This is a genomic window from Amycolatopsis sp. NPDC114504 (assembly GCF_055633595.1).
In genome coordinates this window covers 1,317,895-1,333,164 of record NZ_JBVKDU010000002.1, presented here as the reverse complement: position 1 = coordinate 1,333,164, position 15,270 = coordinate 1,317,895, and the positions used below count along the sequence as shown (strand labels likewise).

Genomic DNA, 15,270 nt, shown 5'->3' with positions numbered 1-15,270 from the left:
TCGTTTCGGCAACCCCCGCGTTTCTCGTGCGTCCCTTCCTAGAGGGGGTGGCGACTGTCGCTGCCCGCGCACACTGGAGGACTGCCCCGTGTCCGACGATCGATCCCGCTCCTGGCCCGGCCAGGGTCCCGATCCGCGCCGTCGCGCACCCCAGGGTCCGTACGGCCAAGGTCAAGGCCAGGGCCCGCGCCGGCCCGTGCCCCCGCCGCCCGGCCGGCCGCAGCCCCAGCAGCCGCCGCGGACGCCGCCGCGCGGGTACCGGCCCGAGCCGCCGCCGATGAGCGGTGGCCCCGAGCTGATGACGCACCACTCCTACGAGGAGCCGGACGGCTACGACGAGCACGACGTCGAGCCGGACGAAGACGGCAAGCCGGTCCTCACGCCGGAACAGCGCAAGAAGAGACGCTGGAAGATCATCCGGCGGGTGGCGTACGCCTTCGTCGCGCTGTTCTTCGTGGTGCCCGCGATCGCGTTCGTCATCACGTACTTCCTGGTCGACGTGCCGTCGCCGACCGAGGTCGCGCAGAACCAGAGCCAGGCGGTCACCTACCTCTTCGCCGACGGCTCGCCGATGGGCAAGGACGTCCCGCGCGGCGGCAACCGGGTGCTGCTGACGCCGGAGCAGATCCCCGACGTCATGAAGCACGCGGCGATCGCGACCGAGGACGACTCGTTCGAGACCAACTCAGGCTTCGACGTCGGCGGCCTGCTGCGCGCGGTGTACAACCAGGCCACCGGCGGCGCGGGCGGCGGTTCGACGATCTCGCAGCAGTACATCAAGAAGGCCACCGACAACGACGCCCCGACGTTGACGCGCAAGTGGACCGAGCTGGCCAAGTCCTTCAAGATGAACCAGACGTACGAGAAGAAGGACATCATCACCGCGTACCTGAACATCATCTACTTCGGGCGCGGGGCGTACGGGGTCGGCGCGGCGTCGCAGGCCTTCTTCCACAAGGAAGCCAAGGACCTCAGCTTCTCGGAGGCCGCGCTGCTCGCCGGCCTGATCCAGCAGCCGGGCCGGTCGGAGAACCCCAAGGTCGCGAACGACCGCTGGAACACCGCGCTCGACCGGATGGTGAAGAACAACTACATCTCCGCGGCCGACCGCGCGGCGGCGCAGTTCCCGACGCCGATTCCGCTCGAGGACAGCAAGCAGCAGGCCGGCGCGCCGCCCGCGTTCGTCGTCCAGCAGGTGAAGGACGAGCTGGCCGCGCACGACATCCCCGAGGACCGCTACTACTCCGGCGGTTTCGTGGTGCAGACGACGATCGACCCGAAGGCGCAGCAGGCCGCGGAGGAGGCCGCCACGGACGCGATGAAGAACCAGGTGGACGACAACCTGCTCAACGCGCTCGTCGCCGTCGACCCGAAGACCGGCGGCGTGCTCGCCTACTACGGCGGCAAGCCGATCGTGCAGGTCAACGGGCAGGACCAGGCCGGCCGTGACTGGGCGGACACGCCGCAGAACCCGGGTTCGTCGATGAAGCCGTTCGACCTCACGGCGTTCCTCAAGATGGGCAAGGGCCTCGACGCGACGTTCGACGGCTCCAACAACCGCACGTTCGACGGCCGCGTCGTGCGCAACGCCGGCCCGGGCAGCAGCTGCTCGCAGAAGTGCACCGTCGCCGAAGCGATGGAACGCTCGGCGAACACGGTGTTCTACGACATGGTCCTCAACGAGACCAAGCAGGGCCCGGTCAAGGACGCGGCGCGCGAAGCCGGCGTGAAGACCAAGAACGACGACGGCGGCCAGTCGATCATTTCGACCAAGGACAACAACATCTCCCTCGGCGGTGGCGAAACCCAGATCACGCCGCTGGACATGGCCTCGGCGTACGCGACCTTCGCGGCCAACGGCGAGCAGCGGGGCCGGCACTTCGTGCTGAAGGTGACCAACGGGCAGAGCGAAGTCGCCTACGAAGCCTCGACCGACTCCAAGTCGGCGTTCGACAGCGACTCGGACAAGAGCCGCCAGATCGCCGGGAACGTGACCGAAGCGCTGAAGCCGGTCATCGGGTTCTCGAAGCTGAAGTGCCCCGCCGGCCACGAGTGCGCCGGCAAGACCGGGACGCAGCAGCACACGAAGGTCGCGGGCGAGCCGTCCTGGGCGGCGAACGCGAACTCGCAGACGTGGATGGTCGGGTACACGCCGTCGGTCTCGGTGGCGGCGTGGGTCGGCGGCGACGGCAACAAGCCGCTGCACGGCAAGAACAACTCGCCGATCTACGGCTCGACGATCGCCGGCCCGATGTGGCAGAAGTTCCTCTCGCTGTACCTGACGGGCAAGCCGGGCGAGCGGTTCGACAAGGTCGACCGCATCGGCGGCGAGGTGCCCCCGCCGCCGTCGTCGGACGTGGTCACGACCACGGACGCGACGCCGACGGACGAGAACCCCGACAACGGCGGCGACCAGGGCGACAACGGTGGTGACAACAACGGCCACGGCCAGTCGTCCTCGCCGGAAAGCACACCGAAGCACACGAAGACGCCGACGTCGAAGGAAACTCCGACGAAGACCGACGAGCCGGAGAACTAGACCGGGACTGAACCACGGTGGGCCGCGGTCCGTGTGCCTACGAGAGGACTGCGTCCGCAGCCCACCGTGGAGGACGGCCCGTGAACAACGACCGCACGTCACCCGGCCGGCGGCCCGACCCACGTCGTCGCCGGACCCGGCGGCCGGTGCCCCGCAGCGGGCTGCTGGGCGCCGAGCCGGAGCTGATCACCCACCACGCGCACAACGGCACCGAGCCGGACGTCGATCCGCCGACCGTGCCGATCCTGCGGCCGCGTCCCGGGCAGCCGCCGCGCCGGCCGCGGCCGCTCACCGACGGGGACCTGCGGAAACGGCGGTGGCGGCGGGTCCGGCGGATCGCCTACGTCATCGCCGGGCTGTTCTTCGCCGTTCCCGCGGTCGCATTCCTCGTCACCTACTTCGCCGTCGACGTCCCCTCGCCGGAGACGGTCGCGCAGGCGCAGGGCCAGGCCGTGACCTACCTCTACAGCGACGGCACCGAGATGGGCAAGGACGTGCCCACCGGCGGAAACCGGCAGATCCTGGCCGCGAACCAGATCCCGGACGTCGTGAAGAAAGCCGTGATCGCGACCGAGGACGCGTCGTTCGAGACCAACTCGGGCTTCGACGTCGGCGGCATCCTGCGGGCGGCGTACAACCAGGTCACCGGCGGTTCCGGTGGCGGGTCGACGATTTCGCAGCAGTACATCAAGAACTCCTCCGGCGACGACGACCCGACGCTGTCGCGCAAGTGGGTCGAGCTCGCGAAGTCGTTCAAGATGAACCAGACCTACGAGAAGGCGGACATCATCACCGCCTACCTCAACATCATCTACTTCGGCCGCGGCGCCTACGGGGTCCAGGCCGCCGCCCAGGCCTACTTCGGCAAGGACGTCGGGCAGCTCGACTACTCGCAGTCCGCGTTGCTGGCCGGGCTGATCCAGCAGCCGGGCCGCTCGGAGAACACCGCCGTCGCGACCGGCCGGTGGAACACCGCGCTGGACCGGATGCTGAAGAACGGCTACCTGACGCCGGCCCAGCGCGCCGCGGCGAAGTTCCCGGCGCCGATCCCGCTGCGCGAGAGCCGGGAAGCGGGCGCGCTGAACCCGTTCATCAAGGCCAAGGTCAAGGCCGAGCTGGCCGCGCAGGGCATCGACGAGAAGCAGTACTACTCCGGCGGGTTCCAGGTCTTCACGACCATCGACCCGGTGGCCCAGCAGTCCGCCGAGAAGGCGGTGGCCGAGGGGATGGAAGGGCAGACCGACGACCGGATCCTCGACGCTCTCGTGGCGGTCGACCCGAAGTCCGGTGGCGTGCTCGCGTACTACGGCGGCGACGCCATCGTGAAGGGTCCGAACGGTGAGGACCAGGCCGGCCGCGACTGGGCCGACGAGCCGCACAACCCGGGTTCGTCGATGAAGCCGTTCGACCTCGCGGCGTTCCTCAAGCTCGGCCGCGGCCTCGACGCGCGCTTCGACGGCACGTCACCGCGGACGTTCCCCGGCGTGAACCTGCCGATCCGCAACGCGGGCGACAGCAGCAGCTGCTCGCAGCAGTGCACGGTCGCGGAGGCGATGCAGCGGTCCACGAACACGGTGTTCTACGACATGGTCCTGAACATCACGAAGCCGTCCGGGGTGGCGGAAGCGGCGCAGGAGGCGGGCATCCGGACGTCCGACAACGGCGGCCGCAGCAAGCTGTTCACCGGCGACAACAACATCTCCATCGGCGGTGGCGGCACCGCCGTGACGGCGGCGGACATGGCGTCGGGCTACGCGACGTTCGCGGCGAACGGCGTCCAGCGCGACCGGCACTTCGTGCAGAAGGTGACCAACGCGAACGGCGAAACGGCGTACGAAGCCAAGGACCGCTCGACCGACGCGTTCGCGGACAACGACGCCCAGAAGAGCGCCCAGATCGCGGGGAACGTGACGGCGGCGCTGGCCCCGGTGATCCAGTTCTCCCGGCTGAGCTGCCCGACCGGCCACGAGTGCGCCGGGAAGACCGGTACGCAGCAGCACACCCCGCAGAACGACGAACCCGCGTCGGCGGCGAACGCGAACTCGCAGACGTGGATGGTGGGCTACACGCCCTCGGTGTCCGCGGCGGTCTGGGTGGGCAGCGACGGCGACAAGGCGTTGCGCGGCCCGAACGGCGCGCCGCTGTTCGGCTCGACCCTGGCCGGGCCGATCTGGGACCGGTTCATGCAGCTGTACCTGTCGGGACGGCCGGGCGAGCGCTTCGACCGCGTGGCCGCGATCAGCTCGCCGCAGGACCGGGTGCAGGTGCAGGTCCAGCAGCCGCAGCAACCGGACCCGCGCGACCAGCAGGACCCGCGCGGGCAGCAGCAACAGCAGCAGCCCGGGAACCGGCAGGACCAGCTGGACCAGTTCCGCCAGTTCCAGCAACGGCTCCAGGAGCTGCAGGACCAGCAACGTGGCCGAAGGAGGCCGTGACGTCGGAGCTGGGGGACACCGACGTCACGGCCAGTCCGGGAGTCAGAGCTTGATGACCGTTCCTTCGACTCCCGAGCGGTGCGCGGCCTCGATCACGCGCAGGGCTTCGACCGACGACTCGGGATCGACCGGGAAGTCGCCTTCGCCGCGCAGCGCGTCGCGCACCTGGGCGTAGAACTGCTCGTAGCGGCCCGTCTCGGTGGGCACCGTCTTGAGATCGTTGCCGACGCCGATCTTGCCCGCGTCCGACGCGGGCTCGACGCCCCAGCTGTCGTCGCCGGGACGCATGCCCGCCTTGATCTGGGGTTCCTGCACGTCGAGGCCGTACTTGGTGAACGTCGCCTGGTCGCCGAGCACGCGGAAGCGGGGGTTCAGGGTGCCCGCGAGCGCCGACGCCCACAGGTGCGACCGGACGCCGTTGGCGTGCTTCAACGCGACGAAGACGTCGTCGTCGACCTGGACGCCGGCCCGGCGGCGATCGGTCTCCGAGTAGACCTGCGTGACCGGGCCGAACAGCTGCAGCGCCTGGTCGACGATGTGCGCGCCGAGGTCGTAGAGCAGGCCGCCGGCTTCGGCCGGGTCGCCGAACTCGCGCCAGTTGTCCTTCGGCTTCGGCACCCAGCGGTCGTAGCGGGACTCGAAGCGGAACACCTCGCCGAGCTTCCCGGACTCCAGGACCTTCCGGACGGTGAGGAAGTCGGAGTCGAGGCGGCGGTTCTGGAAGACCGTCAGGCCGACGCCCGCCGCCTTAGCCGCGGCGACGACCTGCTCGGCCTCCAGCGCGGTCGGCGCGAACGGCTTGTCGACGACCACCGGCAGGCCGGCCTCGATCGCCCGCAGCGCGAGCGGCACGTGCGTGCGGTTGGGCGTGCTGACCACGACGAGGTCGAGGTCGCCGGCCCGCTCGAACAGCGCGTCGGCGTCCGGCACGATCTCCGCGCCCGGGTGGTCGGTGCGCGCCTGGACCGCGTTGCCCGACGTCGTGATCACCGCCGGCGTCAACCCGGGGGTCGCCGCCACCAGCGGTGCGTGGAACACGCGTCCGCCGATGCCGTACCCGAGGATGCCCACCCGCAAGTCACTCATGCGGCCCATTAAACAACACTGTTGCGTAATTGGCCAGACATGGGAAGATCCTCTTCATGGCGGACACCGGGGTGAACCTGCGCAACGTGCGCGAACACAACCGCGCCCTGCTGCTCACCCACATCCTGCGCGCCGGCGGCCTCAGCCGCGTCGAGCTGGCCGAACGCACCGGGCTCACCCAGCAGGCCGTCTCCAAGATCGTGCCCGAACTCCTCGACGCCGGCCTGCTGGACGAGCAGCGCCAGCCGTCGGCCGGGGTCGGCAAGCCACGCACGCAGCTGACCATCCGCGCCGGCGCCCGCCACGCGCTCGGCGCGCGCCTCGACCGCGACGAGTTCCGCGTGCTGCGCACCAACCTCATCGGCGAGGTCGAGGAGACGGCAGGCGGCCCGCTCCCGGCCGGCTTCACCCCCGAGCAGGCCGTCGAGGCCATCGGCACCGCCGCGCTCGAGCTCGCCGACGGCTTCGACGTGCTGGGCCTCGGGCTCGGCGCGGTCGGCCCGCTGGACCACCTCGCCGGCCTGGTCCGCGACGCGACGAACATGCCGGGCTGGCACGACGTCCCCCTGCGCGACCTGCTCGAAAAGCGCACCGGCCTGCCGGTGACACTCGACAAGAACACCAATTCCGCCGCGTTCGCCCAGCTCTGGCCGCACGGCGAGCCGACGGCGACGGCGGTGGTGCTCGTCGGCACCGGGATCGGCGTCGGCCTGCTGATCGACGGACGCCTCTACCGCGGCCCGCGGACCAACGCGGGTGAGTTCGGGCACACCACGATCGCCTACGACGGGCCGGTCTGCGCCTGCGGGCGGCGCGGCTGCGTCGAGATCATGGTCAAGCAGGCGGCCGATACGCGGACCGCCGCCGGCTTCCTCGGGATCGGCCTCGCGGACCTCGTCCAGGTGCTCGACCTCGAGCGGATCGTGCTGGCCGGACGCGCCGTGCGGGACGAACCGGGCACGTACCGTGACGCCGTTTCGGAACGGCTCGAAGAGCTGTTGCCGCTGCCGCACTGGCAGCGCATCGACGTCGTCGAGGACGCCTTCGGCGAGGAGATCGTCACGCGCGGAGCCGCCGCGGAGGTCCTGGCCTCGTACTACGCGAATCCGGCATGATCACCGCCTTCACCTCGGTGGCGGGCGCCGACCGCTAACATCCGCACTCGTGCCAGAGGAGACCACGCACGAGCCGGACCCCGGCTCCGTGACGCTGAGCCGGGCGGACCGGGTCGTCCCGAGCTGGAACGAGCCGCTCGCGGCGGCGGTCACCAGACCCATCGGCGGCCCGCTCGGCGAGCACGCGGCGGTCGGCAGGCACTGGTTCTGGTCGCCGCAGCGCGTCGGCCTGCTGCTGGCCACGATCGCGCTGATGCTCTGCTGGTTCGGCAAGGGCTCCTGCATCCAGCAGTACCAGGACTCCAGCGGCGCCACCCAGCTCGACTGGCGGGCGGGGCGCCCGTTCGTCGCGATGTGCTACTCCGACATCGTGCCGCTCTACAGCTCCGAGCGGCTCGACCGGCCGAGCACCTTCCCGTACTACACGTCGTGGAAGGAGAGCTCGCAGACCGCGGAGAACGACACCCGGTACATGGAGTACCCGGTGTTCACCGGCCTCTTCCAGTGGGCGAACGCGAGGCTCGCGGCGGGCTGGTCGGCCGTCGCCGAAAGCGGCTGGCTACCCGGCGGCCTGCCGGTCGCGATCTACTTCGACCTCACCGCGTTGTTCCTGGCGATGGCCTGGCTGGTCACCGTGTGGGCGACCGGCCGGACGATGAAACGCCGGCCGTGGGACATGGTGCTGGTGGCGGTCTCGCCGCTGGTGCTGGTGCACGCCTTCACGAACTTCGACGCGATCGCGACCGCGTTCACCGCGACCGGCCTGCTGGCCTGGGGACGCAAGCGGCCGCTGCTCGCCGGGCTCCTGCTCGGCCTGGGCGCGACGGCGAAGCTCTACCCGTTGTTCCTGCTCGGCGTGCTGTTCGTGCTGTGCCTGCGCGCGGGGAAGCTGACGCCGTTCTGGAAGACGGCGGCCGCCACCGTCGTGACGTGGCTGGCGGTGAACGCGCCGTTCATCCTCACCGCGACCCGCGGCTGGTGGGAGTTCTTCCGGATGAACACGCTCCGGCCGATGGACCCGGACTCGCTGTACAACGTCATCTCCTACGCCACCGGCTGGGCCGGCTTCGACGGCGTGCTGCAGAAGAACCAGACGCCGGCGTACCTGAACCTCACGGTGGCCGTGCTGTTCCTGGCCTGCTGCGCGGGCATCGCCTACATCGCGCTCGCGGCGCCGAGACGGCCGCGCGTCGGCCAGCTCGCGTTCCTCGTCGTGGCCGCGTTCCTGCTGACGAACAAGGTGTGGAGCCCGCAGTACTCGCTGTGGCTGGTGCCGCTGGCGGTGCTGGCGATCCCGCGCTGGCGGCTGCTGCTCGGCTGGATGCTGATCGACGCGCTGGTCTGGGTGCCGCGGATGTTCTACTACCTCGGCGTCGACCACAAGGGCCTGCCGGAAGGCTGGTTCCTCAGCACGGTCGTGGTCCGCGACCTGGCCGTGGTCGCGTTGTGCGTGCTGGTGGTGCGCGAGATCTACCGCCCGGGCACCGACCTCGTCCGGATCGACGGCGACGACGACCCTGCCGGCGGCTTCCTCGACGGCGCCCGGGACGCGATCATCCCGAACGCCGTCCGGCGCCGCCGCAAGGCCGTGGCTGTCTAGCCCAGCTGTTCGCGCAGGTAGGCGATGTCGGCCGCCTGGCCGTCGGCCGGGGTCTCGACGATGACCGGCGCGCCCGCCTCGCGGGCGACGGCGACCAGCGCCTCGGGGTCGATCGTGCCCTCGCCGTGCACGACGCTGGCGTGCCGGTCGCGGGTCGAGCCGAACTCGTCGCGGGAGTTGTTGAGGTGCACCAGGTCGATCCGGCCGGTGATGGCCTTGACCTTCTCAACGGCGGTCGCGAGGTCCCAGCCCGCGGCGAACGCGTGGCAGGTGTCCAGGCAGAACCCGGCGCCGAACTCGCCGACCTTGTCCCACAGCCGGGCGATGACCTCGAGGTCGCGGGTGATCGCGTTCTCGCCGCCGGCGGTGTTCTCGATCAGGACCGGGACCTTGAAGCCGCCCTTCTCCTGCTCGCGCTCGAAGAGCTTGCGCCAGTTGTCGAGGCCGGCCTCGACGTCGTCGTTGTCGCCGACGTGCCCGCCGTGCACGATCAGGCCCTTCGCGCCGATGGCCGCCGCACCGTCCGCGTGCTGCGTGACGTTCTTGCGGGAGGGGATCCGGATCCGGTTGTTCAGCGAAGCCACGTTGATGAGGTAGGGAGAGTGGATGAACACCTCGACGGGGTCGGCCGCGATGGCCTCGCCGTGGGGGTGGGGCTTCGGGGCCTTCCAGCCCTGCGGGTCCGAGAGGAAGAACTGGACGACGTCGGCTTTGCGCTCGGCGACCGCGGTCAACGGGTCGTCGTCACGGACATGGGCGCCAATCAGCATGCCGAGCACGCTACTCCGGGTTTTCTTTTCCCCTGCGGGGCAGGTTGGTGACGCTCGTGGAGTACCGTGAGCGCGTTCCGTGATCCAGATTGGGCCGACTGCCGGAGGGCATCGATGGGGAAGCAGTTCACACGGATCACCGCATTGGGGTTCACTCTCGCCGCTTCGGCCGCTTTCGCGATGCCGGGCGTGGCGAGCGCCGCCCCCAGCCCGACCCTCGGCGGCGACTGCGCGGCCACGCTGCAGAACGGCCAGGCCCGCGACGCCAAGACCGGACTCCTCCTCGACGCCGGCGCCCCGCTGAACGCCCCGGACCGGCTGACCGTCGGCCTCGACTCCAGCGCGAAGAACACGAACGGCTCGAAGCCCCTGCTCACGCTTCCGGTGGGCGACGCGGTGCGCGCGCTCGGCGTCGGCGAAGTGCCGGTGGTCGGCGACGCGGCGGCGAAGGCCGTCTGCCCGGCCGCGCAGGGTGTGGTGAACACCGTCGGCGGCGTGACGCAGGGCGTGGCGAGTGAACTGCCGCCGCTGACCCCGCCCCCGCCCGGTCAGACGCCGCCGGGTCAGACGCCCCCCGGTCAGACGCCGCCGGGGCAGACCCCGCCCGGTGACAGCACGGGTCCGGTGACCACCGGTCCCGGTGGCGCAGGCCTGCCAGGCGACGCGATTTCGGGCATCTACAGTAACGCCTCGTTGCTGCCGGGCAGCCTGATCCAGGCACCGGTGATCGCGCAGATCATCCCCGGCCAGCAGGTCCCGACGGTCGACGAGCAGAAGTCCGGCACGGCCGAGGCACTCCCGGGCGTGACGCCGCCGGCGAAGCTGCCGATGCTGCTCGCGGTGCTGGCACTGGCGATCGTCGCCGCGGCACTCGTCCGGGCCTGGATCCGCCGCAAGCCCGCCTGACCTCACCGACGGTGACCCCGCTTCCACTCGAATGCCGGACATTTCTGAGCGAGCGGGCGTCACCGTGCTGCCTTAACGTCGTTGTCCTGGGCAGAGGCAACGAGACAAGGGGCGGCGAGCATGCGGGATCGGACACGGAGGGCAACGGCGGTCGGTGCGACGGCGTTCGTCCTCGCTGGTTCGGCTGTGCTCGGCATGCCCGGCACCGCTTCGGCGAGTGAGACGAAGTCGGCGCCCTGCGGCGGCTCGGTGACCGCGAAGCCCGGCGACACGGTCCAGGGCACCACCCCGCTGCTCGGCATCCCGCTCAACCTCGGCGTGGTCACCGAAGGCACCAAGGTGCTGACCGGGACGATCAACGCCATCCTCGGCACGCTCTGCAAGGTCACCGTGACCGTCGTGAACACGGTCGTCTCGCCGGTGCCGGTGATCGGCGCGCCGGCCGCGAGCGCGATCAACCAGGGCGTCGAGGGCCTGACCAGCAGCGCTCAGCAGGGTCTGAGCGGCGGCAAGCAGGCGTCGCCGCAGCCGGGTACCGGTGGCAACCCGCAGCAGCCGCCGGCCCAGGGCGGGACCGGGGGCGCGCCGCAGGGTGGCACCCCGCAGGGCACCACGCCGATCCCGGACGCGAACAGCCCGCTGCTGCCCGGCTTCTCGGGCAGCCCGGTGTTCGGCGGCTTCCCGTTCAGCATCGGCACGGGCTACGCCCCGATGCGCGACTACGGCGGCATCCCGTTCGCGACGGCCGGGCTGTTCACGCCGTCGCCCGCCATCCGGTACGGCAGCCAGATCCCGGGGTACGCGCCGCAGTACGGCCTCACCGGACCTGACCAGCCCGCGACCGGCAACGCCGGCATCCAGACGGCGGGCCAGGCCGAAGCGCTGCCGTCCGCGTCCGACGGCTTCACGGACGCGTCGAACCTGCCGCTGCTGATCGCGGTGCTGGCACTCTCCGGAGTCAGCGCCGGCCTCGTGCGGACCTGGGTGATCCGCCGAATGGCCGCTGCGAATTGACCCGACTGCCGAGTATCTTTCACGTACCTTCTTCGTTGACCCTGTTGTTCAGGACGACGTCTCGATAACCCCAGATGACCCCACGGAGGACAGTGCTCGTGCGGAAGTTCTTGACCGTGACCGCCCTTGCCGCCTTCGTCACCGGTAGCGCTTTCCTTTCCACCGGCACGGCTTCGGCGAGCCAGCAGGTCGTGAGCACCAGCTGCACCGGCACGGTCACCGGCCAGATGGGCGACTCGGTGGCGATCGACGGGGCTTCGGTCAAGACCCTCGTGACGAACGGCGCGAACAACGCCGGCACGCTCGCGATCGGCAGCTGGGCCGGCGACTCCGTCGCCAAGAACCACGCCATCCCGGTCGGGCAGGTGCCGAACTCCGCGGGCGGCGAGGCGACCGGAGCCGCGATCGGCAAGGCGGTCCGCACCGCGCTGGCCGACTCCGGCACCTGGGGTCTCGGCCTCGACTGGAACAAGACGCTGAACAGCGTGGAGAGCACGGTCGCGAAGGGCTGCAACCTCACCTTGCTCGCCGCCAACTACGTCGCGCCGAGCACTCCGGGCCAGCCGGGCACCGGCACCTCGGCGGGTGGCACGGGCACCACGCCCGGCGGCTCCTCCGGCAACCTCTCGAACCTGAACCCGGGCACCGCCGGCGGCACGGGCGGCAGCGCGCCGATGCGGGACTACGGCGGCATCCCCACCGCGACCGCCGGCACCGCCGTCGCGCCGGGTGCGCGTTACCCGGCCAACGGCACGCTCCCCGGTGACGCCTCCGCGCCGCAGGGCGACACGGGTGCCCAGAGCGGCCAGGGTGCCGACATCCGCGACGCGGGCAACGCCCAGTCGCTGGCTTCGCCCGGCTCGTCCGACGACGTCCAGCTGCCGATGCTGCTCGCGGTGATCGTGCTCGCCGGGGTCACCGCCGGGCTCGTGCGCACCTGGGTCCTGCGCCGCGCGAGCTGACCCCGCCGTCGGGTCCCCGAGGCCCCTCCAGGTAGCCTTACCTGGACAAACCCTCCTGCCACGGACAGTCCGTGGCCGCGAGCCCATAGGAGGTGAGTGGTTGTGTCACGCCATTACGAGGTAATGGTCATCCTGGACCCCACGCTCGACGAGCGCACGGTCGCCCCCACGCTGGACAACTTCCTCAACGTGATCCGCACTTCGGGCGGTTCCGTGGAGAAGGTCGATGTCTGGGGCCGTCGTCGCCTTTCGTACGAGATCAAGAAGCACGCCGAGGGCATCTACGCGCTCCTCGACCTGAACTCGTCTTCGGACGCGGTGAAGGAGCTGGACCGCCAGCTGTCGCTGCAGGAGACCGTGCTCCGCACCAAGGTCATGCGTCGCGAGATCAAGCGCGCCGCGGCCAAGCCGCCCGTCGCCGCCAAGGCCTGAGCCGAAGGGTATTCCCGATGGCTGGAGACACCGTCATCACGGTGATCGGCAACCTGACGTCCGACCCGGAACTGCGCTTCACCCCGTCCGGTGCGGCGGTCGCGAACTTCACGGTCGCGTCCACGCCCCGCACGCTCGACAAGCAGTCGGGCGAGTGGAAGGACGGCGAGGCGCTGTTCCTGCGCTGCAACATCTGGCGCCAGGCGGCGGAGAACGTCGCCGAGTCCCTGACCCGCGGCGCCCGCGTCGTCGTGCAGGGCCGCCTGAAGCAGCGGTCGTTCGAGACGAAGGAAGGCGAGAAGCGGACCGTCGTCGAGCTCGAGGTCGACGAGATCGGCCCCTCGCTGCGCTACGCCACGGCCAAGGTCAACAAGGTCAGCCGCGGTGGCGGCGGCGGTGGTGACTTCGGCGGCGGCGGTGGCGGCGGAAACCGCGGTGGCGGCGGCAGTGCGCCGGCCGACGACCCGTGGGGTTCCGCCCCGGCCGCGAGCAGCGGTGGCGGCGGCGGCTTCTCCGACGAGCCTCCCTTCTGATCTCGTACACATCCACAAAGATTTGAACTACCAGGAGTGACCAGTGGCCAAGCCACCCATCCGCAAGCCCAAGAAGAAGGTCTGCGTGTTCTGCAAGGCCGAGAAGAAGGGCCGCCCGGAACTGATCGACTACAAGGACACCAACCTGCTGCGGAAGTACATCTCCGACCGCGGCAAGATCCGTGCCCGTCGCGTCACCGGCAACTGCAGCCAGCACCAGCGTGACATCGCCATCGCGGTCAAGAACTCCCGCGAGATGGCGCTGCTGCCCTACACCTCGACCGCGCGCTAAGGGAGGGCACTGACATGGCGAAGATCATCCTCACCACGGACGTGGCCAACCTCGGCGGCCCCGGCGACATCGTCGAGGTCAAGGACGGCTACGCGCGCAACTACCTGCTCCCGCGGGGCTACGCGATCCCGGCTTCCAAGGGCGCGGAGAAGAACGTGCGCACGATCCAGCGGGCGCAGGAGAGCCGTCGCATCCGCGACCTCGACCACGCCAAGGAGATCAAGGCGACCCTGGAGGGCCTCGGCGCCATCCAGCTCAACGGCAAGGCGGCCGAGGGCTCGAAGAAGCTCTTCGGTTCGATCACCGCCGGCGAGATCGTCGACGCGATCAAGGCGGCCGGTGGCCCGCTGCTCGACAAGCGCGTCATCGAGCTGCGCGACCACATCAAGACCGTGGGCAAGCACTCGGTCGGCGCCCGGCTCCACCCGGACGTGAAGGTCGACGTGCGGCTCGAGGTCAAGGCCTCGCAGTCCTGACTCATTAGAGTCCGTACGTCGTGGAAGGCGGGTCGCTCCCTCGTGGGCGGCCCGCCTTCACGCGTTTCGGGGGAACCTCGGACACACGGGCGTCGTCGTAGGACAATGGAGCGGGACGCGAAGGGAGCGCACTCGGATGGGTAACGAGGTCAACATGTCCGCGCCGTCCGGCGGAGGGGGCTTCACGTTCGACGCCGACAAGATCGACGGCGTCATCAAGAAGTGGCAGGACCTGCAGACGGACCTGCAGAACGATGCCGCCGACGCCAACCTGATGGCCGACGTCAAGGCGCCCGGCAAGGAGTTCGCGAGCGGTGACTGGGAGAAGCTCGCCAACCCTTCCGGCAAGGCGTTCCTCGAGCAGAACCAGAAGATGCAGGAATACGTGAAGAACTACATCCAGGCGCTGCTCGACGCGAAGAAGAAGATCACCGCCTCGGACGCGGACCACACCGGCGACATCTCGAAGGCGGGGACGCAGGCGTGAACCGCCGTCTCGTACTGCCCGGCCTCGTCCTGGCCGCGCTGGCCCTCGCCGGCTGCAGCTCCACGACCGGCGGCACGGCCAACCCGGCCGCGTCCGGCACGCCGGACTCCGCGAGCAGCAGCTCCGACAGCGGCAGTGGCGGTGACGGCGCACCCAAGGTGTCCAGCCCGCTCGACCCGGCCAAGCTGAAGTCCGACCCGTGCACCGTCCTCTCGGCCTCGCAGCGCTCGACGCTCGGCCTCGAGGACGGCACGCCCCGCACCGGCGCCGGGGGCGCGACCTGCGCCTGGGTCTACACCGCCGACGAGACGCGCAGCAGCCGGGTCGACATCGCGGCCGACCCGAACACCGACGGGCTCGCGGGCATCTACGACCTCTACGCCAAGGGCGGCAAGGACCAGTACGAGTACTGGGAGCCGGCCGACGTCTCCGGCTACCCCGCGGTGTACGCCGCGACCAAGGACTTCCGCGCCCAGGGGCAGTGCAAGCTGCTGGTGGGCGTGACGGACACCCAGGCCGTCCAGGTCTTCACGCAGATCGGCAACGGCCCGGGCGCGACCCAGCCGTGCCCGTACGCGGAGAAGGCGGCCGAGGCGATGATCCAGACCTTGAAGGAGGGCTGA

15 protein-coding genes are annotated in these 15,270 nt (G+C 70.3%); 13 read left to right on the top strand and 2 right to left on the bottom strand.

The annotated features are described in order from the left end of the window. Positions 1 to 88 precede the first annotated feature (88 nt). Positions 89 to 2,539, top strand: a complete 2,451-nt coding sequence (locus tag ACZ7PG_RS18245) for a transglycosylase domain-containing protein (protein WP_470240195.1) — start codon at positions 89 to 91, stop codon at positions 2,537 to 2,539. A gap of 80 nt (positions 2,540 to 2,619) precedes the next feature. After that, a complete protein-coding gene (locus tag ACZ7PG_RS18240; RefSeq protein ID WP_470240194.1) occupies positions 2,620 to 4,974 on the top strand; it encodes a transglycosylase domain-containing protein in 2,355 nt (784 codons plus the stop codon). 42 nt (positions 4,975 to 5,016) lie between these two features. Here the strand turns inward: ACZ7PG_RS18240 and ACZ7PG_RS18235 are convergent, their stop codons facing one another. Beyond that, a complete protein-coding gene (locus ACZ7PG_RS18235; protein WP_470240193.1) occupies positions 5,017 to 6,060 on the bottom strand; it encodes a Gfo/Idh/MocA family oxidoreductase in 1,044 nt (347 codons plus the stop codon). Positions 6,061 to 6,116: 56 nt separating this feature from the next. Here ACZ7PG_RS18235 and ACZ7PG_RS18230 point away from each other — a divergent pair, with 56 nt between their 5' ends. Then, positions 6,117 to 7,175 carry an ROK family transcriptional regulator gene (locus ACZ7PG_RS18230; protein WP_470240192.1) on the top strand — a complete coding sequence of 353 codons (1,059 nt, stop codon included), beginning with the start codon at positions 6,117 to 6,119 and terminating at the stop codon, positions 7,173 to 7,175. Positions 7,176 to 7,224: 49 nt separating this feature from the next. Further along, positions 7,225 to 8,775, top strand: coding sequence for a glycosyltransferase family 87 protein (locus ACZ7PG_RS18225; protein WP_470240191.1), 1,551 nt, complete (start codon positions 7,225 to 7,227; stop codon positions 8,773 to 8,775). Here ACZ7PG_RS18225 and ACZ7PG_RS18220 read toward each other — a convergent pair. Beyond that, the gene (locus ACZ7PG_RS18220) at positions 8,772 to 9,545 is read right to left on the bottom strand and encodes a deoxyribonuclease IV (RefSeq protein ID WP_470240190.1); all 774 of its coding nucleotides are present in this window, start codon (positions 9,543 to 9,545) and stop codon (positions 8,772 to 8,774) included. The two genes, ACZ7PG_RS18225 and ACZ7PG_RS18220, sit on opposite strands and share 4 nt — an antisense overlap. Before the next feature lie 114 nt (positions 9,546 to 9,659). On the opposite strand from ACZ7PG_RS18220, the gene ACZ7PG_RS18215 reads away from it, so the two are divergent. The 9 genes from ACZ7PG_RS18215 to ACZ7PG_RS18175 all read left to right on the top strand — a co-directional run bounded on the left by ACZ7PG_RS18215 (position 9,660) and on the right by ACZ7PG_RS18175 (position 15,270). After that, the gene (locus tag ACZ7PG_RS18215; RefSeq protein ID WP_470240189.1) at positions 9,660 to 10,451 is read left to right on the top strand and encodes a hypothetical protein; all 792 of its coding nucleotides are present in this window, start codon (positions 9,660 to 9,662) and stop codon (positions 10,449 to 10,451) included. Positions 10,452 to 10,571: 120 nt separating this feature from the next. Continuing rightward, positions 10,572 to 11,465: a hypothetical protein gene (locus ACZ7PG_RS18210; protein ID WP_470240188.1), complete on the top strand. Its 894-nt coding sequence runs from the start codon at positions 10,572 to 10,574 to the stop codon at positions 11,463 to 11,465. 74 nt (positions 11,466 to 11,539) lie between these two features. After that, complete coding sequence (locus ACZ7PG_RS18205; RefSeq protein ID WP_470240187.1) at positions 11,540 to 12,427, top strand: hypothetical protein; 888 nt, start codon at positions 11,540 to 11,542, stop codon at positions 12,425 to 12,427. Positions 12,428 to 12,529: 102 nt separating this feature from the next. Then, positions 12,530 to 12,859 (top strand): 30S ribosomal protein S6, encoded by a 330-nt coding sequence (rpsF, locus tag ACZ7PG_RS18200; protein WP_470240186.1) that lies wholly within the window; start codon positions 12,530 to 12,532, stop codon positions 12,857 to 12,859. A gap of 17 nt (positions 12,860 to 12,876) precedes the next feature. Further along, entirely contained in the window at positions 12,877 to 13,392 is a 516-nt protein-coding gene (locus tag ACZ7PG_RS18195; protein WP_470240185.1) for a single-stranded DNA-binding protein, read from the top strand. Positions 13,393 to 13,435: 43 nt separating this feature from the next. After that, a complete protein-coding gene (gene rpsR / locus ACZ7PG_RS18190; protein WP_003098744.1) occupies positions 13,436 to 13,684 on the top strand; it encodes a 30S ribosomal protein S18 in 249 nt (82 codons plus the stop codon). A gap of 14 nt (positions 13,685 to 13,698) precedes the next feature. Next, positions 13,699 to 14,160, top strand: a complete 462-nt coding sequence (gene rplI, locus ACZ7PG_RS18185) for a 50S ribosomal protein L9 (RefSeq protein WP_470240184.1) — start codon at positions 13,699 to 13,701, stop codon at positions 14,158 to 14,160. A 136-nt stretch (positions 14,161 to 14,296) separates the two neighbouring features. Continuing rightward, positions 14,297 to 14,647, top strand: coding sequence for a hypothetical protein (locus tag ACZ7PG_RS18180; RefSeq protein ID WP_470240183.1), 351 nt, complete (start codon positions 14,297 to 14,299; stop codon positions 14,645 to 14,647). Beyond that, positions 14,644 to 15,270, top strand: coding sequence for a DUF3558 domain-containing protein (locus ACZ7PG_RS18175; protein ID WP_470240182.1), 627 nt, complete (start codon positions 14,644 to 14,646; stop codon positions 15,268 to 15,270). The genes ACZ7PG_RS18180 and ACZ7PG_RS18175 overlap by 4 nt, the downstream gene beginning before the upstream one ends.